The sequence below is a fragment of the Nocardia sp. NPDC059154 genome (assembly GCF_042755705.1).
Classification (GTDB): domain Bacteria; phylum Actinomycetota; class Actinomycetes; order Mycobacteriales; family Mycobacteriaceae; genus Nocardia.
In genome coordinates this window covers 23213-39775 of sequence record NZ_JBHZCS010000088.1, presented here as the reverse complement: position 1 = coordinate 39775, position 16563 = coordinate 23213, and the positions used below count along the sequence as shown (strand labels likewise).

General features: G+C 63.7%; 14 protein-coding genes. 8 read left to right on the top strand and 6 right to left on the bottom strand.

Features of this window, described 5'->3' with window-relative positions; genetic code table 11:
- Positions 1-365: 365 nt before the first annotated feature.
- On the bottom strand, positions 366-731 hold the full coding sequence (locus ACFXN1_RS44930; protein ID WP_379444171.1) for a hypothetical protein: 366 nt from the start codon (positions 729-731) through the stop codon (positions 366-368).
- 960 nt (positions 732-1691) lie between these two features.
- On the opposite strand from ACFXN1_RS44930, the gene ACFXN1_RS44925 reads away from it, so the two are divergent.
- Complete coding sequence (locus ACFXN1_RS44925; RefSeq protein WP_379444169.1) at positions 1692-2081, top strand: TetR/AcrR family transcriptional regulator; 390 nt, start codon at positions 1692-1694, stop codon at positions 2079-2081.
- A 9-nt stretch (positions 2082-2090) separates the two neighbouring features.
- Positions 2091-2273 carry a hypothetical protein gene (locus tag ACFXN1_RS44920; protein WP_379444175.1) on the top strand — a complete coding sequence of 61 codons (183 nt, stop codon included), beginning with the start codon at positions 2091-2093 and terminating at the stop codon, positions 2271-2273.
- Positions 2274-2276: 3 nt separating this feature from the next.
- Here the strand turns inward: ACFXN1_RS44920 and ACFXN1_RS44915 are convergent, their stop codons facing one another.
- Genes ACFXN1_RS44915 through ACFXN1_RS44905 form a run of 3 tightly spaced genes read right to left on the bottom strand, consistent with a single transcriptional unit; the run spans position 2277 to position 5148 of the window.
- Entirely contained in the window at positions 2277-3068 is a 792-nt protein-coding gene (locus tag ACFXN1_RS44915) for a TetR/AcrR family transcriptional regulator (RefSeq protein WP_379444168.1), read from the bottom strand.
- A 50-nt stretch (positions 3069-3118) separates the two neighbouring features.
- The gene (locus ACFXN1_RS44910) at positions 3119-3994 is read right to left on the bottom strand and encodes an SDR family NAD(P)-dependent oxidoreductase (protein WP_379444167.1); all 876 of its coding nucleotides are present in this window, start codon (positions 3992-3994) and stop codon (positions 3119-3121) included.
- 11 nt (positions 3995-4005) lie between these two features.
- Complete coding sequence (locus tag ACFXN1_RS44905) at positions 4006-5148, bottom strand: acyl-CoA dehydrogenase family protein (protein ID WP_379444165.1); 1143 nt, start codon at positions 5146-5148, stop codon at positions 4006-4008.
- A gap of 321 nt (positions 5149-5469) precedes the next feature.
- On the opposite strand from ACFXN1_RS44905, the gene ACFXN1_RS44900 reads away from it, so the two are divergent.
- The gene (locus ACFXN1_RS44900) at positions 5470-6987 is read left to right on the top strand and encodes a flavin-containing monooxygenase (protein WP_379444164.1); all 1518 of its coding nucleotides are present in this window, start codon (positions 5470-5472) and stop codon (positions 6985-6987) included.
- 79 nt (positions 6988-7066) lie between these two features.
- Here ACFXN1_RS44900 and ACFXN1_RS44895 read toward each other — a convergent pair whose 3' ends face one another.
- Complete coding sequence (locus tag ACFXN1_RS44895; RefSeq protein ID WP_379444163.1) at positions 7067-7678, bottom strand: TetR/AcrR family transcriptional regulator; 612 nt, start codon at positions 7676-7678, stop codon at positions 7067-7069.
- A 500-nt stretch (positions 7679-8178) separates the two neighbouring features.
- Here ACFXN1_RS44895 and ACFXN1_RS44890 point away from each other — a divergent pair, with 500 nt between their 5' ends.
- The 5 genes from ACFXN1_RS44890 (at position 8179) to ACFXN1_RS44870 (ending at position 15008) form a co-directional block, all read left to right on the top strand.
- Positions 8179-8913 carry an alpha/beta fold hydrolase gene (locus tag ACFXN1_RS44890; protein WP_379444161.1) on the top strand — a complete coding sequence of 245 codons (735 nt, stop codon included), beginning with the start codon at positions 8179-8181 and terminating at the stop codon, positions 8911-8913.
- Positions 8914-9000: 87 nt separating this feature from the next.
- The gene (locus tag ACFXN1_RS44885; RefSeq protein ID WP_379444160.1) at positions 9001-10563 is read left to right on the top strand and encodes a long-chain-fatty-acid--CoA ligase; all 1563 of its coding nucleotides are present in this window, start codon (positions 9001-9003) and stop codon (positions 10561-10563) included.
- A 206-nt stretch (positions 10564-10769) separates the two neighbouring features.
- Positions 10770-11981, top strand: a complete 1212-nt coding sequence (locus ACFXN1_RS44880) for an acetyl-CoA C-acetyltransferase (RefSeq protein WP_379444159.1) — start codon at positions 10770-10772, stop codon at positions 11979-11981.
- Positions 11982-12013: 32 nt separating this feature from the next.
- Positions 12014-14176, top strand: coding sequence for a 3-hydroxyacyl-CoA dehydrogenase NAD-binding domain-containing protein (locus ACFXN1_RS44875; RefSeq protein ID WP_379444157.1), 2163 nt, complete (start codon positions 12014-12016; stop codon positions 14174-14176).
- Between the two features lie 124 nt (positions 14177-14300).
- Entirely contained in the window at positions 14301-15008 is a 708-nt protein-coding gene (locus tag ACFXN1_RS44870) for an enoyl-CoA hydratase/isomerase family protein (protein ID WP_379444156.1), read from the top strand.
- Positions 15009-16028: 1020 nt separating this feature from the next.
- Here the strand turns inward: ACFXN1_RS44870 and ACFXN1_RS44865 are convergent.
- Positions 16029-16499 (bottom strand): VOC family protein, encoded by a 471-nt coding sequence (locus ACFXN1_RS44865; RefSeq protein ID WP_379444154.1) that lies wholly within the window; start codon positions 16497-16499, stop codon positions 16029-16031.
- Positions 16500-16563 lie beyond the last annotated feature (64 nt).

The following is a 16563-nucleotide window of genomic DNA, read 5'->3' as shown; positions in this document are numbered from 1 at the left end:
CACGGAGGAACTAAGGGTGTTTGGGGTATCCAGAAGCCCGCGCCACCATCACCCAACCCCCGTTCCGGTGGCGCGTTGTGTCGTCACCGCGCTGCCGACCTCCATTTCGCGCGTGGGGACGACACCCCTGAGAAAGCTCGCGTCACACCCCGTCGCAGTGGCGCGACGTGCCGTCACCGCGGCCTTGCCCGAAGTTCCCCGCGGTGACGGCACCCTCCAAGACACCACACGATATATGGCGGCGAGGACCGTGCCCTCGCTGAGACATCACAGACGCAGTTGCACCTATTGGGCCACCATCGACGTCGCCACGGTCACGTCCGACTCGCTGACCTCACCGTTCCTGCGATCTACCGTGCTGGTCCCTAATCCAAATCGATCTCTTTGTCGGATCCCTCGGCCTCAGAGTCGTCGACGGTTGTCTTGTTCTGGCCGGGTTCGGTTGTGGCGCTGCTGATTCCGGGCTGCGCGATCGAGGAGATCCTGAGCCTAGCCGTGCGAGCCTGAGCCTTATTCCACATTTGCAGGATGACGTTACGTCCCAGCGTCGTGTGGATATACGCCGATATGAGGGGACCGGTGCCTTCCCCAACGTTCAACGGCGCCGGCATCTGCACGCGCACGGCCGCCGTCTGGTCCCGCAACAGTGTGTCTCGGCGCTCCCACAAGGTGTCGGCGATCGAGAGGAACGATCTGTCGACGCGAAGCTGCGCATCTGCCACGATCTTCATAAAGCCGCTGCTGGGGTCATACCCAGCGAACAAGTCACGCACACGCAGATAGCGGTCGCTGACGTTGTACGTTGTTGCGATAACCGCGAAAGTCCCGGCATTACGAGAAGTTGGTCGGCACTGGAGAATTCGGCGGCAGGGCGTTGGACCTGGCTATCAGAGAATTGCCGGCAGGTGATCGCCTAGCGGGCAAGGACTATGGGCGGCAAGAGGACTCTGGGCGCGGTGGGGGCTTGGAATTGAAGGCTGCTCTGTCACAGGCAGTTGGGCGGCTATCGGTCCGGTAAATCCGCGGGACATACCCTTGAATCGGTGTTCGACCGCATGGACCTCCAGAGCCGGGGGTCCTCCCGCTAACCTCGCGGTCGGCGGGATGCACACGCATCGGCAGGCTCCAAACTGACTGCACCGGCCGATAGTCCGACGGCTGATCACCGTATCCTTTCCGGCCGCAGTGTCCGTAGCGTATCGAGGCCGGCAGACACGGTCTGAGGGCGGCTGGCTCCTCGGGACCTGCAATTGAGTTGGGACTGGCGACCTTCGGAACAGGATGAACACGAAGGCTTTTCGAGAGTGTTCCAACTTGCGACAACCTTCCGGCTCGACCATCGGGGAAGATCGTTGGCGACGGTTGCCCGGCCGGCCCCGTCGCAGAGCTCTTGCCGTGTACGAGAAGTCGTCGCACGGAGTACCAACGAGCTCGCGCCACGGCCTGCAACCGTGGCGTGTGGTGTGTCGTCATCACGATCTGAATTTCAGCCGCCAGCGCGGTGACGGCACACCCCCCGAAGCTCGCGCCACGGGGTCGATGACGACCCTTGCCTACCCACATAGTGGCGCGCCTGCCGCCGCCGCGGTTACCCCCTGCGGTGGCGGCAGATTCGGTTTCGCTCCGGCTGGACGCGGCATTTACAAATCGATCCCGCAATCGCGCGGCCCGTCCCACACAAGGAGGTGCTGGTGAGGAAGTATGGGCTCCGCGAGAGGAAGAAGCTGTCTACCCGCGCCTTGATCGAGCAGAAAGCGCTACGACTGTTCTTTGCGCAGGGATTCGCGGAGACGACCACCGATCAGATCGGCGAAGCGGCCAACGTCTCGACCCGCACCGTATCCCGGTATTTCGCAAGCAAGGAGCAGATCGTCCTGGACGGCCTGGTCGATCGCTCGATTCCCGACGCGATTGCCAAAGCCCCGGCTGAGCTTCGCGTGATTCAAGCTGCTCGGGCCGTCGTGGTCGACCTGTACGAATCCCGGTCCGAAGACCTCTGCGCGCGATTCACGTTGATCGTTCGGACGCCGGCCCTGCAGAACGCGTTCTTCGATACCTTTCGCCGGACCACTGAGTCATGAGAGGAAGGAATCGCGCGCAGACTCGGTCAGCGGATCGATGATCCGGCGGTGCTGACCCTGGCGGCTGCGATCATGGGCACGGCACTGGCGGCCTTCGCCTCGGCCGTGGCAAGTGGCGAAACCGAGTTCGACAGCTACCTGCGTCAGGTCGAGCGCCGGTTGGCTGAACTCGACAGACTGCTGCAGGTCTGATTCCTACCGCCGCCGTTTCTTCGCTGTCGCGGCCCGGGCCTGCCTGATCTGCTCGGTAGTCAACGATGGCTTCGGAACGGGAAGCGCGGGCGTCGAATCGCTGCGAATTCCATTGAGGATGAGCGCCAAGTGTCGACGCCAATTGTCCGGGGCCACTTGACGAGTGAACACCGCGATGCTGTTCACCATCGAGATAGTGCCCCAGATGTCGGCGCTGGTGATCTCCGTCCGCAGCGCACCGCTGCTGCGGGCTCGCCTGAGCAGATTGTCGAGTGCGTAGTCGATGCTCGCCTCGTACTGATCGAAAACCGTTGAGTCCGTCCCCGATCCGGTCATGGCTCCGACGAACGCGTGGTTTCCGGCGATCAGCTCACAGGTCCTCTCGAGCATCCGTACTAAGGCGCGCCACGGGTCAGGGTCTCGGTCCGACTGGCGGATGATCTCTCTGATCTGGTCGAGATACTCGGATAGCACTTCGGCGATCAGATCATGCTTGTTGCCGAAATGTCGATACGCTGTGCCGACCCCAACCCCCGCCTCTTCGGCGACATCGTCAAGGGTCACACCGCCACCATGCCGCGCGAGGAGCCTGTCGGCAGCGTCCAGGATTCGGCGACGATTGCGGGCGGCGTCTGCCCGCGGCTTCCGCGTGCGCGCCTCGGGTGCAACGGATTTCGTCGGCGATTCGCTGATTTCGGCCTCCAGTGATCGTGCAGAGCTGGGAGCAAGGGGAAAGGGTCCGAAAATGGGTGTGCCGCCATCGCGCTGATGACGGTTGGCGCGCGATGACGGCACGCCGCGCCACGCGAGAGACTTAGTGGCGCGGGTCTGTGATGCGGGCCTCCTCAGCGCCCCCGGATCTCGGTGGTTGCGCCTTTGTCCGAGGAGGCGTACCTGATCCCGGCGACGCGTGGCGTCTGAAGTCCAAGGGAGGTAAGGAGTTGCGGTCCGGGACCGTGTGTCAGCAGACCTCCGTCGACAACGATCGACTCGCCGGTGATGAACTCTGCGTCCTTACCGACCGCGAAAGCGACTACGCCGGAGACCTGCTCGGCCGTCCCATGCTCGGGCCAGGGCTGAGCAGTGTCGAGAGCCGCTTCGAACTGATCGTCCAAGCGACCGGATATGGGTGTCGGGATAACCCCCGGACTGATCGCCACGACCCGAATGCGGTGGGCGGCAAGCTCGAGAGCGGTAGTCCGGGTAAGTGCGATGACCGCCGACTTGGCTGAAGAGTAGGCATGGGTTGCCAGCCCTGCGGTGTAGCCGGCCGCGGACGCGATGTTGACCACGACTCCGGGTTGGTCCTGGGCAAGGAACGCTCGAGCGGCGTGCTTGGTACCGAGGAATACCGCCCGCAGCAGGACCGCGTGGGTGAAGTCCCAATCCTGGGCGGTTATTTCGGTGAGCGGGCCGAACGCTCCGGCGATCCCTGCGTTGTTGACCATCACGGCAAGTCGGCCGAAATGCGATACAGCAGCTTGGACTGCGCGCTCGATATCGGCTTCGTCGATGACGTCGGTCTGCTCGAAGTGGATCGCGTCCGCGTATCCAGCTTCTTCGGCGAGACGCATGGTGCCGTAACCCGATTCGAGGTTCACGTCGGCGACCACGACGCCGTAGCCTTCCTCGAGCAGACGCAGTGCGATCGCCCTGCCCAGACCGCTGCCCGCGCCGGTGACGACCGCACCACCGAGCAAGGGCCGGTCAGCCTTTTGCATCTCCGATGCCCTCACAGTCCGTAGGTCTTGGCGATGATATCGCGCTGAATCTCGGCAACGCCACCGCCGATGGTGATGGCCATCGCCTGGCGGAACTGGCTTTCCATGCCGAACTCGACCGCATAGCCCGCGCCGCCCATCATCTGCATGGCTTCCAGGGTGGTGCGCTTGGCGAGCTCGGCGGCCTGCAGCTTCGCCATCGACGCTTCCCGCGGGTAGGTCTTGCCAGGGTTCTCATCGACCAGGCGGGCGATGCCGTACACGAAGTGGCGGGTGGATTCGATCGCAGTGGCCAGATCGGCGAGCCGGTGGCGAACCGCCTGGAAGCTGCCGATTGTCTGCCCGAACTGCTTGCGCTGCTTGACGTACGCGAGGACGTCGTCGAATGCTCGCTGGGCCCGGCCGACACCCTGGGCCGCGCACAGCAGCCGTTCATGATTGAGCCCGGCCATCAACTGCCGCCAGCCGTTGCCGGGCACACCCAGCAGCCGATCGGCAGGGACGGTGACATCGGTGAAGAAGACTTCGTTCACCTCGCTCCCGCCCATGGTCTCGATGCCGCGGATCGTCAGGCCCGGTGTGTCGGTCGGGACGCTGATCATGCTCAGGCCCTCGTGCTTATCGCTCTTGGGGTCGGTCCGGCAGACGACCAGGAGATGGTCCGCGACGTGCGCCGCGGTAGTCCACATCTTCTGTCCGTTGATGACGTAGTGGTCATCGACCAGGACTGCGCGGGTGGACAGGTTGGCAACGTCGGACCCTGCGTCGGGTTCGCTCATCGCGATGGCTTCCACTCGTCCCGCGCAGATTCCGCCGAGGATTTCCTGTTTCTGCGCTTCCGTGCCGAACCGGTCATAGGGGCCGGAGACAATCATGCTGACACCGAGTCCGGCGACTGGGAGCAGTCCCCGGTTGACCTCCTCGATCATCAGGCAGAGTTCCACGGCGCCCCCGCCCCCGCCGCCATAGGCCTCCGGGACACTCACGCCGACGTAGCCGAGCTTCGCGAGCTTCTCGTAGAGATCGCGGTTGTGACCACGGAGACGCTCGTCAGAGAGAGCGGTCAGTTGCTCCCGGGTGCCGGCTTCTCGCTCGCAGAACTCCCGGATCGCCGTGGCGAACGCGCGCTGCTCCTCCGTCAGGATCACGGACAAGGAAACCTCCATTGGTTAGGACCTTCTTCAAATCATACTGTCACGATGTCAGTAGAACAACCAGCTAGGCTGTGGTTTTGGCCGACTCCGCCTCGCATTCGGGCTGCCGAACTCTTGTCTCGATGCGGCTGGGATATGGCTGAATGGATGCTTCAGCCGCTACTAGCTGCGGCTATCTCACCGCTGAGCCGCAATCCGGGAGCTTTGAGGATCGCGTTTGCGATACTGTCATCATGTCAGTACCTTGTGTGAGTCGGATCTCGCTAGACATCGAGTCCAGCAAAGATCTGTCGTTGGAACGACGCAAGGAGGCGTACGGATATGAGTGCGAATGCCGGACCGGAGCAGGGGGCGGATGCTTTGGCCGACGAGGTGGAAGCGGTAGTCGTCGGCGGAGGTATGTCCGGCATACGCACTGCGATCGCGTTGAAGCAGCATGGCTTGGACAAGATCGTTATCTTGGAGAAGGGGAGTCAGCTCGGCGGGGTGTGGCATCAGAACCGCTACCCGGGCGTCGCTTGCGACGTGCCGTCGCCGGCGTACAGCTACGGAATGCAGCCCGCTGTGTGGAGTCGTCTTTTTGCGCACGGCGACGAGATCCGGAACTACCTCCAGCGGGTTGCTGCTGAGAACGACATCGTCAAGGATGTTCGGCTCAACACCGAGCTGCTCGACGCTGCCTGGGACGAAGCAACGCGCCGTTGGGTGTGTGAGACCACGAATGGCACCTTCCGTGCTCGGTTTCTGATCCTCGCAACCGGCGTGTTCGAAACCAAGACGGTCCCTGCCATTCCCGGAGCGGACCGATTCACAGGCGAAATGTTCCACTCCACGGATTGGCCCGCGGACTTCGATCCGGCCGGCAGGCGCATCGCAGTGGTGGGAACCGGCGCCTCCGCCATTCAGATCGTTCCCCAGATCCAGCCGAAGGTTGAACGGTTGGTTCTCCTACAGCGCACGCCGACGTGGATTGTGCCCAAGCCGGACGTGGTCCATGCGCAGGTTGGTCGCCGCCGTGGTCTGATTCGGCAACGAGTGTTGCGAGCCCTGATGCTCGCATTGGCGGAGACTCTCGTGGTGACGACGATGAAACCCCAGTACTCGTATCTGCTCGAGCGGGTCGCGCGTCGCCACCTTCGGAAATCGATCGCCGATCCGGAGCTGCGGGCCAAGCTGACTCCGGACTACCAGGTCGGGTGCAAGCGGATGCTGCTGTCGAGTGAGTTCTACCCTGCGGTGGCCGCCGAGAATGTCGACTTCGTCGACTCGGGCCTCGCTGAGATCTGCGAGAACTCGGTCATCGCCTCCGATGGGCGAGAGTTCAAGGCGGACACGATCATCTTCGCCACCGGCTTCAAATTCGGTCTTCAGGTTCTGGAGCGGGTCCGCGGTCGGGACGGTCGGCGGCTGGCGGAGAAGTTTGCAGGCACACCGCGCACCTACCTCGGCACCACCATGGCAGGATGTCCCAACGCATTTATCGTTGCCGGACCGAACAGCGGTTCCGCATCGGTGCCGTTCACCGTTGAGGCGCAGGCTCACTACATCGGTTCGGCGATCTCGACGATGCGGCAGCGTGGGATCGAAACCGTCGAGGTGCAACCTGAGGTCGAGGACGTATGGGTGCGTTTCAAGGACGCCAAACTGGCCGGGTCCGTGTGGAATTCCGGCGGGTGCACCAGCTTCTACGTGAACGATGAGGGTGTGAACACCGCAGCCTGGCCGGGATCCATGAGGGATCAGGCCAAGGTCCTCAGCCGTTTCGACGTGGAGAACTACTCGCTCACCTACAAGGTGGCGCCTCGGGCCATCGAGCTGTCATCGGGTGCGACGGGATAGGTCGAGGGCGGCTGCGTCGGAGTCCGCGCAATCGCGAAGACCCCGACGGGCCAACGAAGATGAGCTCCAGAAGCCTCGGCTACGTCCGACCGTTGCTTCGTGAGGCGGTGGCAGGGTTCAGCACGCTGGGCACGACGTCGTTCGCCACCGCAAGTAGCGCTTTGGTGAGCAGGAGAAGCACGTCGTCGCGTGACAACCTGTCGCGCCTCACCCACTCGTCGACTGCGGTCTCGGCCATCGACTGGAAGCTTCTGATCAGTGCACGTGCGGGTCGTGTTGCACCGCCGGGAAGTTCGAGTAGTTCGGCCATGCGTGCGGCCCATGCTTCACGTCCGTCTTCGAGGATGTCCTCGATTTCGCGATCGTTGTTGATCGGACCGGCCTCGAAGATGGTCATGAAGGTGCCACGGTTTTCCCATACGACATCCAGCCACCCGTCGAGCGTGTGGCGGATGTGCTCTTCGAGGGTGCCCCGTCGCTTGCGCACCCGCGGCGGGGGAGGCAGTCGCGCGAAATTGCGGACAACCTCTACGTAGAGGTCTCGCTTGGTTCGGAAGTGGTAGTGCAGGTTTGGGCGGCCGATACCCACTGCGTCTGCGATCTCCGCCGTCGACACCTCGGAGTAGGGGCGTTGGGAGAACAGGCGTTGGGCAGTCTCGACGATCTGGCGGCGGCGTTCCTCGCCGTCCATCCGGACGCGACGAGACTTGGAAGAGTCGGTGGCACTTGTCGCAGGCACGTGTCGATACTACCTGGACGGCTGTATCTACTGGCAGAAAGGCAGTAACGACTTCCTTCCGCCAATGCGGCTGAACTGGGGCGATTTCGATGGTTGTTGCGGGGTGATCGGGCGTTTCGTGCTGTACGGGCGACAAGGCGGATAGGCGACAGCATCAAGCCGATGAGCTGCGTGAATCGGCAGACTTCCACCCTGGATTGGTGCACATTTCCCGGCCCCGAACTGTTCCAATACTGACTTGATGTCAGTTACACTTCTCGTGCCGACCTTCGTTGTCGAAGGTGGTAGTTCGAAGGGAGCGCACACGAATGAACCGGAACCCTGACCGCTCGCCGAAGGCCGCCGGGCCCGCGGTCCCCGATCTGTTGCGGAAGCTGGCAGGAACCGAAGGCACCATCGATCGACCCGATGGCACCACACTGCGGGTTGTGGAGGCAGGAGCTGGCAAGGATGTGCTGCTGGTGCACGGATTCGGTGTTCCTGCCGAGAGCTACTCGCTGATTCAGCCGGCCTTGGTCGCACACGACCGTCGCGTTGTCGCGTACGACCAGAGAGGACACGGACGCTCGTCGATCGGGTCCGAGGGCGTCGGCTCCAAGCAATTCCGCGGCGACCTCTTGGCAGTCGCGGAGCATTACGACCTGCGAGACGCCACCCTTGTGTGCCATTCGATGGGGAACTTCGTCGCGCTGGGGCTGCTCGCGGACCCGGCGTTTCGTAAGCGAATCAGCCGGGCCGTGCTGGTGAGCCCCGTAACCGGGAATGCTGCCAAGGGTGCGCCGACTGTGCTTCTGCAAGGCCCGCTGATCCAGCGCGGGCTTGCCCAGCGACTGGCGCGCGGCCGGAGGATCGGTTCCATCATGGCGGCGCAGAGCCTGGGCCCGGGGGCGTCTCCCACCGTCCTGGAAGCGTCGCGGCTGGCGATGGCCGCGATTCCTTCCGCCCTGGGACCGGTCGTCTCCATGCTTCGCAAGGAATCGGTCCAGGAGTTTCTGCCTGGTATCGATGTGCCTCTGTATGTCCTGACCGGCACGGCGGATCAAACCACCCCGTCATGGCACGCCGAGTTGGTCGTGGCGCGCACGCAGGATGCGCGAATCGACTACATCGCGGATGCGGGGCACATGCTCAATTGGGAAGCGCCGGAACAGATTGTGCGCGCCGCCCTCGATGAGTGGGTCGACTGAGTAGCGCGCTCGGGGCGCTGTCGACCACCCACTTCCAAACACAGTTCTCGTACGGCCGCGTCAGACGGTGAGGAGAAAGAACAACCCATGTCATTCATGGCCCAGCAGCGAACCACGATCAGCGATGTGCTTGCCCGGCATGCGAGGAAGATCCCGGACCGCGTTGCCTACCGATTCGAAGGTATCGACCGCACCTATGCGGCGCTCGACGATCGCGTAAACCGCCTTGCCAACGCGCTGTTGGAGCGCGGCGTCCGGCCGGGCGACCGGATCGCGGTGCTTACCCTGAACAATATCGAAACCGTAGAGGCATACCTGGCTTCCGCGCGACTCGGCGCCATTACGGTTCCGGTGAATTTTCGATTGGTCGCCGACGAGATGGCGTACATCCTCAAGGACAGCGGTGTCTCGGTGATCATTGTCGACGATGTGCTTGCTCCCGTTGTCGACAAGGCGCGGGAGCAGGTGACCGCGCTGCGGCATCGCATCGTGATCGGCGGCAGCCCGCACCCCGAAACGGGTTGGGAGAGCTACGATCACGTGCTCGATACATCCACCGCGGCCGAGGTCCGCATCGAGGTGGACGAGCAGACGCCCGCTTTGATCATGTACACCTCGGGTACGACGGGCCGGCCAAAGGGTGCGGTTCTCACGCACTACAACCTGCTGATCCACACCTCGAGCCTGCTCATCCACCTTTCCTATCCGCGCGACTGCGAGATCTGGCTGGCCGCGACTCCGCTGTTCCATATCGCAGGTGTCGCCGGCATTCTGCCGCCCCTGTTTCGCGGTGACACCACGGTGATCGCGAGGATGAGTGCGTTCAACGCCGGGGAAACCATCGAGTTGCTGGCGCGCGAACGGATCAATGTCTGCAACTTCGTGCCGGCGCAATGGCAACTGATCTGCGACAGAACCGATATCGGCGAGCATGACCTCTCGGCTCTGCGGGCTGCTGCCTGGGGTGCTGCGCCCGCGACACCGGCGCTGCTCCACAAGATGATGGACGCGTTCCCGGGCACGATGTTCTACAGCATGTTCGGTATGACGGAAACCAGCCCGGTGACAACGGTTCTGATGGGCGAGGATGCCCTGCGGAAGATCGGGTCGGTGGGTACGCCGATGCTGAACGTGGAGGTCCGCGTTGTCGACGCGGAGATGAACGACGTGGCGGTCGGCGACGTGGGCGAGATCGTGTACCGCGGGCCCACAGTGATGCGCGAATACTGGAACAATCCGGCTGCGACCGAGGCCGCGTTCTATGGCGGCTGGTTCCATTCCGGCGACCTCGTCCGGCAAGACGAGGACGGCTACTTCTATGTGGTGGACCGGCTCAAGGACATGATCATCTCCGGTGGCGAGAACATCTACTGCGCCGAAGTCGAGAACACTATCGCCGAACATCCAAAGGTCGCCGACGTCGCGGTGATCGGTGTGCCGGACGAGAAGTGGGGCGAGGTGCCGCTGGCTGTGGTGGTCGCCGATGACCCGGACAATCCTCCGACGCCCGCCGAAGTGGAGCAGTGGTGCCGCGAGCGGCTGGCAGTCTACAAGTGCCCGAAGCGCCTGACGGTCCTCGACGTTCTGCCGCGTAATGCCAGCGGCAAGGTGCTGAAGACGGACCTTCGCAAGCATTTGGAAATCCACTGAGCCGCAGCCGGTTTCGCGGCTGATCGCGCCCATCGGCGGGCGTGTCAACTACCGTCGCCCGACCCGGGCCAGGGTGGTCCCCTGAAGCTATCAATCGAGGTCGGGGAGCCGTATTCGATCTTTATTGACTTATTGTCAGTAGTTGTAGATAGTGAAGTGGGTACTGCGGGGTCGTTACTGACTCTGCGACAGAAAGGAATGTTTGTGTGACTGCCGAGGCATTCATTTACGACGCGATCCGCACGCCGCGCGGCCGTGGCAAGGAGAACGGTTCTCTGCACGGAATCAAGCCGGTCTCGCTGTTGGTCGGCCTGATCGACGAACTGCGCAAGCGGCACCCCGGCCTCGACCCCGCGGGAATCGAGGACATCGTGCTGGGTGTCGTCAGCCCGCTCGGCGACCAGGGTGGATGTATCGCGCGTACGGCGGCGGTTGTCGCCGGCCTGCCGGAGACGGTGTCCGGATTCCAGCTCAACCGTTTCTGTGGATCCGGTCTGGAAGCCGTCAACGTCGCCGCCCAGAAGGTGCGATCCGGTTTCGAGCAGTTGGTGATCGGCGGCGGCGTGGAGTCGATGTCGCGGGTGGCTATGGGCTCCGACGGCGGCGCGATGATGAACGACCCCGCCATCGCCTACGACACCTACTTCGTGGCCCAGGGCATCGGCGCCGACCTCATCGCCACCATGGAAGGCTTCTCTCGCGACACGGTCGACCAATATGCGGTGCGTTCGCAGGACCTGGCGGCCAATGCATGGGCCAACGGCTACTTCGGCAACTCGGTCATCCCGGTGCTGGACCAGAACGGTGTGACGGTCCTCGACCGCGACGAGCACATGCGACCGGGGACCACCGTCGAGGACCTGAGCCGGCTGCGCCCGTCGTTCGCGGCAATGGGCGACATGGGCTTCGACGCCGTCGCACTGCAGAAATACCACTGGGTCGAGAAGATCAACCACGTCCACCACGGCGGCAACTCGTCCGGCATCGTCGATGGCGCGGCGCTGGTGCTGCTCGGAAGTGAGAAGGCCGGCAAGGACTTCGGGCTCGTCCCACGGGCACGGGTCGTTTCTGCCGCCACCTCCGGCGCGGACAACACGATCATGCTCACCGGCCCCACCCCGGCGACGCGGAAGCTGTTGGCGAACACCGGATTGACCGTCGACGACATCGACCTGTTCGAAATCAACGAGGCTTTCGCGGCCGTCGCCCTGAAGTACCAGAAGGACTTGGGCATCCCGGACGAGAAGCTCAACGTCAACGGCGGTGCCATCGCCATGGGCCACCCGCTGGGCGCGACCGGCGCGATGATCCTCGGAACGATGGTGGACGAGCTCGAACGGCGTGAGCTGCGCCGCGCCGTCATCACGCTGTGCATCGGCGGCGGCATGGGCATCGCGACCCTCATCGAACGAGTGTGACTCTCAGCAGGAAAAGGAAGACCGACCACACCATGAGCGACAACACGATTCGCTGGGAGTCCGGAGCCGACGGCATCGTCGTGCTGACCATGGACGACCCGGCCCAGTCCGCCAACACCATGAACGACCGCCACGTGGCGTCGATGAGCGCTGTCCTCGAGCGCCTCGAGGCGGAGAAGGACTCGATCACCGGCGTGATCCTGACCTCGGCGAAGAAGACCTTCTTCGCCGGCGGCGATCTGAACGACCTGATCGCGACGAGCAAGGAGAACGCCGGCGAGTTCTTCACCAACACCGAAGCGATCAAGGCCCAGCTGCGTCGGCTGGAGACTCTCGGCAAGCCGGTCGTCGCCGCGATCAACGGCGCCGCGCTCGGCGGTGGACTCGAGATCGCCCTGGCTACGCATCACCGGATCGCGCTGTCGGACAGCCGCATTCAGATCGGCCTGCCCGAGGTGGGCTTGGGCCTGTTGCCCGGCGGCGGTGGCATCGTGCGCACCGTGCGGATGCTGGGCGTACACAAGGCGCTGACCGACGTCCTGCTGCAGGGTCCGCGGCTGACCCCGGCCAAGGCGCTCGAAGTGGGACTGATCGACGAGGTCGTCGACAGCCCGGAGGAGCTGCTCGCCTCCGCGCGTAAGTGGATTCTCGACAACCCGGCTCCGGTACAGCCCTGGGATGTCAAGGGATACAAGATCTCTGGTGGCACCCCGGCGAACGCGAGCTTCGCCGCGACACTGCCGCTGATGACCGCGGGCCTGCGTAAGCAGATCAAGGGTACGAATCTGCCTGCACCGCGGGCGATCCTGGCAGCCGCGGTCGAGGGCAGCCAGGTCAGCTTCGACGTCGCCTCGACGATCGAATCGCGCTATCTCACGGAGCTGGCCACCGGTCAGGTCGCGAAGAACATGATCCAGGCGTTCTTCTTCGACATGCAGCACATCAAGTCCGGTGGCTCACGCCCCGAGGGTTACCCCAAGCATTCCTTCACCAAGGTCGCTGTTCTCGGTGCGGGCATGATGGGTGCCGGTATCGCCTATGTCTGCGCCAAGGCGGGCATCGAGGTGGTGCTCAAGGACATGGACGTGGAGGCTGCGAACCGCGGTAAGGACTACTCGGTCAAGCTGGTCGAGAAGGCCGTCTCTCGTGGACAGTTCACCCGGGAAAAGGGTGATGAACTGTTGGCCCGGATTCACCCGACCGACGTGTACGGCGATGCGGCCGGTGCGGATCTGGTGATCGAGGCGGTCTTCGAGGACCCGTCGATCAAGGACAAGGTGTTCCGTGAGATCGAGCCGGTGGTCGCGGGTGACGCGCTCCTGGGCTCCAACACCTCGACGCTGCCGATCACTGGGTTGGCCGAAAGCGTCTCTCGGCCCGAGGATTTCATCGGCATGCACTTCTTCTCGCCGGTCGACAAGATGGCTCTGCTGGAGATCATCGTGGGTGAGAAGACCACCGATGCCACCCTGGCCAAGACGATCGACCTCGCCCAGGCGATCGGCAAGACCCCGATCGTGGTCAACGACCGCCGCGGGTTCTTCACCAGCCGGGTGATCATGCAATTCGTGGCGGAGGCCATCGCCATGGTCGGCGAGGGCATCGAACCCGTGTCGATCGAGCAGGCCGGTGTGCAGGCTGGGTACCCGGCTCCTCCGCTGCAGCTCCAGGACGAGCTCACCCTCACGCTGGCCCGAAAAGCGCGTGAAGAGACCAAGGCTGCGGTGCTCGCGGCCGGCGACGAATGGCCCGAGAGTGTCTCGGAAGTCGTCGTGGACCGCCTGATCGACGAATTCGGCCGCGGCGGACGTACGACCGGTGCAGGCTTCTACGAGTATGCGGACGGCAAGCGCGCCGGACTGTGGGAAGGTCTGCACGAGCACTTCCGCAAGCCCGGCTACGAGATCCCGTTCGAGGACATCAAGGAGCGCATGCTTTTCGCGGAAGCGCTCGAAACGGTCAAGTGCTTCGACGAGGGTGTACTCCGCTCCACCGCCGACGCGAACATCGGCTCGATCCTGGGCATCGGTTACCCCGCCTGGACCGGTGGCGTCGTCCAGTACATCAACGGGTACGAGGGTGGCGTGGCCGGATTCGTCGCGCGGGCCAAGGACCTGGCCGCGAAGTACGGCGAGCGGTTCGAGCCCCCGGCGAGTCTGGTCGCCAAGGCCGAAGCCGGCCAGGTCTTCGCCTGAGTCCCCGTCGCGGCGGCGCGAACTGGGATCGCGTCGCCGCGACGGTCCCATCTGCAGAGATTGCCGGTGGGACAACGAATTCGATCGAGAGGGATTCATGACCGAGCCCTTGGTGCTGTGCGCGGTGGAGAACGGCGTGGCGACCCTGACTCTGAATCGGCCCGACAAGCTGAATGCCTTGACCTCGGACACCTTCACTGAGCTCAGGACGCATCTCACAGAATTGGCGGGTCGCAAGGACGTGCGGTGCCTCGTCCTCGCCGGGGCCGGGCGATCCTTTTGTACTGGACACGATCTCAGAGTTCTCGCAACAGGCGACGAGACCGAGAACCGGTACGCCGAAGCCGAGACGATCGACGAACTGGAGCAATTCCCCGCACCGACCATCGCCCAGATTCACGGACATTGCCTGACAGGCGGTCTGGAGCTTGCACTCGCCTGCGATCTGCTGGTGGCTGCGGATAGTGCGAAGTTGGCCGATACGCACGGCCAATGGGGTCTCATTCCTGTCTGGGGCATGTCGGTCCGGTTGCCCGAACGGGTGGGTGTTTCGCGCGCGAAGGAGCTCAGCTTCACCAGCCGGGTAATCGACGGTGTCGAGGCCGAGCGGATCGGCCTGGTCGATCGGTGCGTCCCCGTAGCCGATTTGGCGACCGCTGTCGGCGATCTGGCCGCCGCGATCGCAGCGAATTCCCCTGGGACCAACCGAATCTACAAGTCGCTGTATGCGCGTCGGCTTCAAGCCAATCGTGACGCCGCCCTTCGATCAGAGCGGAGCATGGAACTGGGCGTGCCCGAGGATGCCGCCGAACGGCTGGCACGTGCGCGCTGATCTATTGCGACACAACGCTGGCGGTTAGTCCGCCGTACCGACGGCCCCCGGTATTTCTCGGGGGCCGTTTTGCTGTCCGTGAAAGCTGTTGCTACCAGTAAGTCGTCCGGCAGAGTGAGGGGACACTGGGTGAACGTCGTGAGACCCGCGACGACCGACTGCGTACGCTGTGCGCGTGGCGAGGCGGTGCCGTCGTGCGAGCAGAGGTGTTGCAGATGGGCTGTGTCCATCAGATCGAGGTGCTGTCAGTGGCGGAAATCGTCCCGCTGAGTTCGCGGCGATCGATATGAGATGGGCTGCCGTCGTCACTGCCGGCGGCAGCGGATTCGGATGTGCTGGCGGTCAGCACTTCGGCACCGACAGCGTCGGCATGCCGGTACAGGCGGTGCGGGCGGTGCGGGCGACCGGATCGTTTCGTTACGTTCTCAGCCGAACATCCGCGCAGCATCGATGCCTCGGCGTGTGCTGAGCCACAGGGCAGAGCTTCTGTGGTGCCCTCGACCGGAATGCCACGGCGGTAGGGGAATTCGGCGCCCGGCCGGTGCGCAGTAGTTTGTCGAGGACGTGGGTTGTTCACCCGGCTGTATACCCAGGCCGCTCCACACCGCAGATGGGAATGCTCGCGTCCAGTTCGTCGTTGGCATCGAGCAGGACAGTCGGGCGCGGATACCGTCAAGGGAGATAGCTCGTCGCGACGATTTGAGCCACGACATCGCGCGGTGCCCCAATCGTTGCGTGGCGTGGCTCCACTGTTAACTCCTCATCGGTCAGCGACTCGATCTTCCCTATGAAGGCTCATCGTCGCGGGGCGCAGATCGTTTCCTTCGGGGAACTTCTCTGCGCACCTGCCGAGATCGTTATCGACACATGTGGCCGGGTGTGTGCCGGCAATTCGCGAATATGGTTGGGGTGCAACGAAGCTCGGGCAGGATACCGAGGAATGGTCGGTAGCCCGCCCGAGCTTACGCCGCTGGTCCCCGCGGGGCTCCAGCGCTGTCTATCCGCGGAGTGGATCCGTCATCAGGCCTGATTCGCGAGGATGAATTCCTGCCAATCGCCGAAGGCGCCCCGCTGGACCAGCTCGATCCGCATCCCGAGAGGGTGGCTCATGTACGCCAGCATCGCAGGCCAGCGGCCGTTGTCGACGAGGCATGCCTCCATGGAGAACCCGCTGTCCTCCATGACGCGGATCGCTTCGTCGAGATCATCGACGAAGTAGCCGATGTGGTGGGGCGAGTTGCCGGGAACCATTTCCCAAATCGTGCCGGGCCGCTCCTCGACCAGCTCGATGTAGGGGGCGTCGATCGAGTACAGGATTCGTGCCTTCAGGAGGTGCTCCTCGTCCCCGAACCTGATTGCCTGCTCGGCGGTCAGCACGTTCGTCCAGCGGTAGCCGGCGGCAGCCGTCAATGCCTTCGCAGCCTGCTCGAGATCGCTGACGACGAAGGCGGTGTGGAAGTAGTTCTCAGGGGAGACGGGATGTGTGCTCATCGTGCTGTTCCTTCTGCTCACATGTTCGGCGTCGCGCACCGAAGGTGTAACTGACGTCCCATCA

Excerpts from the sequence above, each read along its gene's own strand:
- ACFXN1_RS44930 (WP_379444171.1), bottom strand. The coding sequence starts at position 731 with ATGAAGATCGTGGCAGATGCGCAGCTTCGCGTCGACAGATCGTTCCTC.
- ACFXN1_RS44910 (WP_379444167.1), bottom strand. The coding sequence starts at position 3,994 with ATGCAAAAGGCTGACCGGCCCTTGCTCGGTGGTGCGGTCGTCACCGGC.
- ACFXN1_RS44900 (WP_379444164.1), top strand. The coding sequence starts at position 5,470 with ATGAGTGCGAATGCCGGACCGGAGCAGGGGGCGGATGCTTTGGCCGAC.
- ACFXN1_RS44895 (WP_379444163.1), bottom strand. The coding sequence starts at position 7,678 with ATGGACGGCGAGGAACGCCGCCGCCAGATCGTCGAGACTGCCCAACGC.
- ACFXN1_RS44885 (WP_379444160.1), top strand. The coding sequence starts at position 9,001 with ATGTCATTCATGGCCCAGCAGCGAACCACGATCAGCGATGTGCTTGCC.
- ACFXN1_RS44875 (WP_379444157.1), top strand. The coding sequence starts at position 12,014 with ATGAGCGACAACACGATTCGCTGGGAGTCCGGAGCCGACGGCATCGTC.
- ACFXN1_RS44865 (WP_379444154.1), bottom strand. The coding sequence starts at position 16,499 with ATGAGCACACATCCCGTCTCCCCTGAGAACTACTTCCACACCGCCTTC.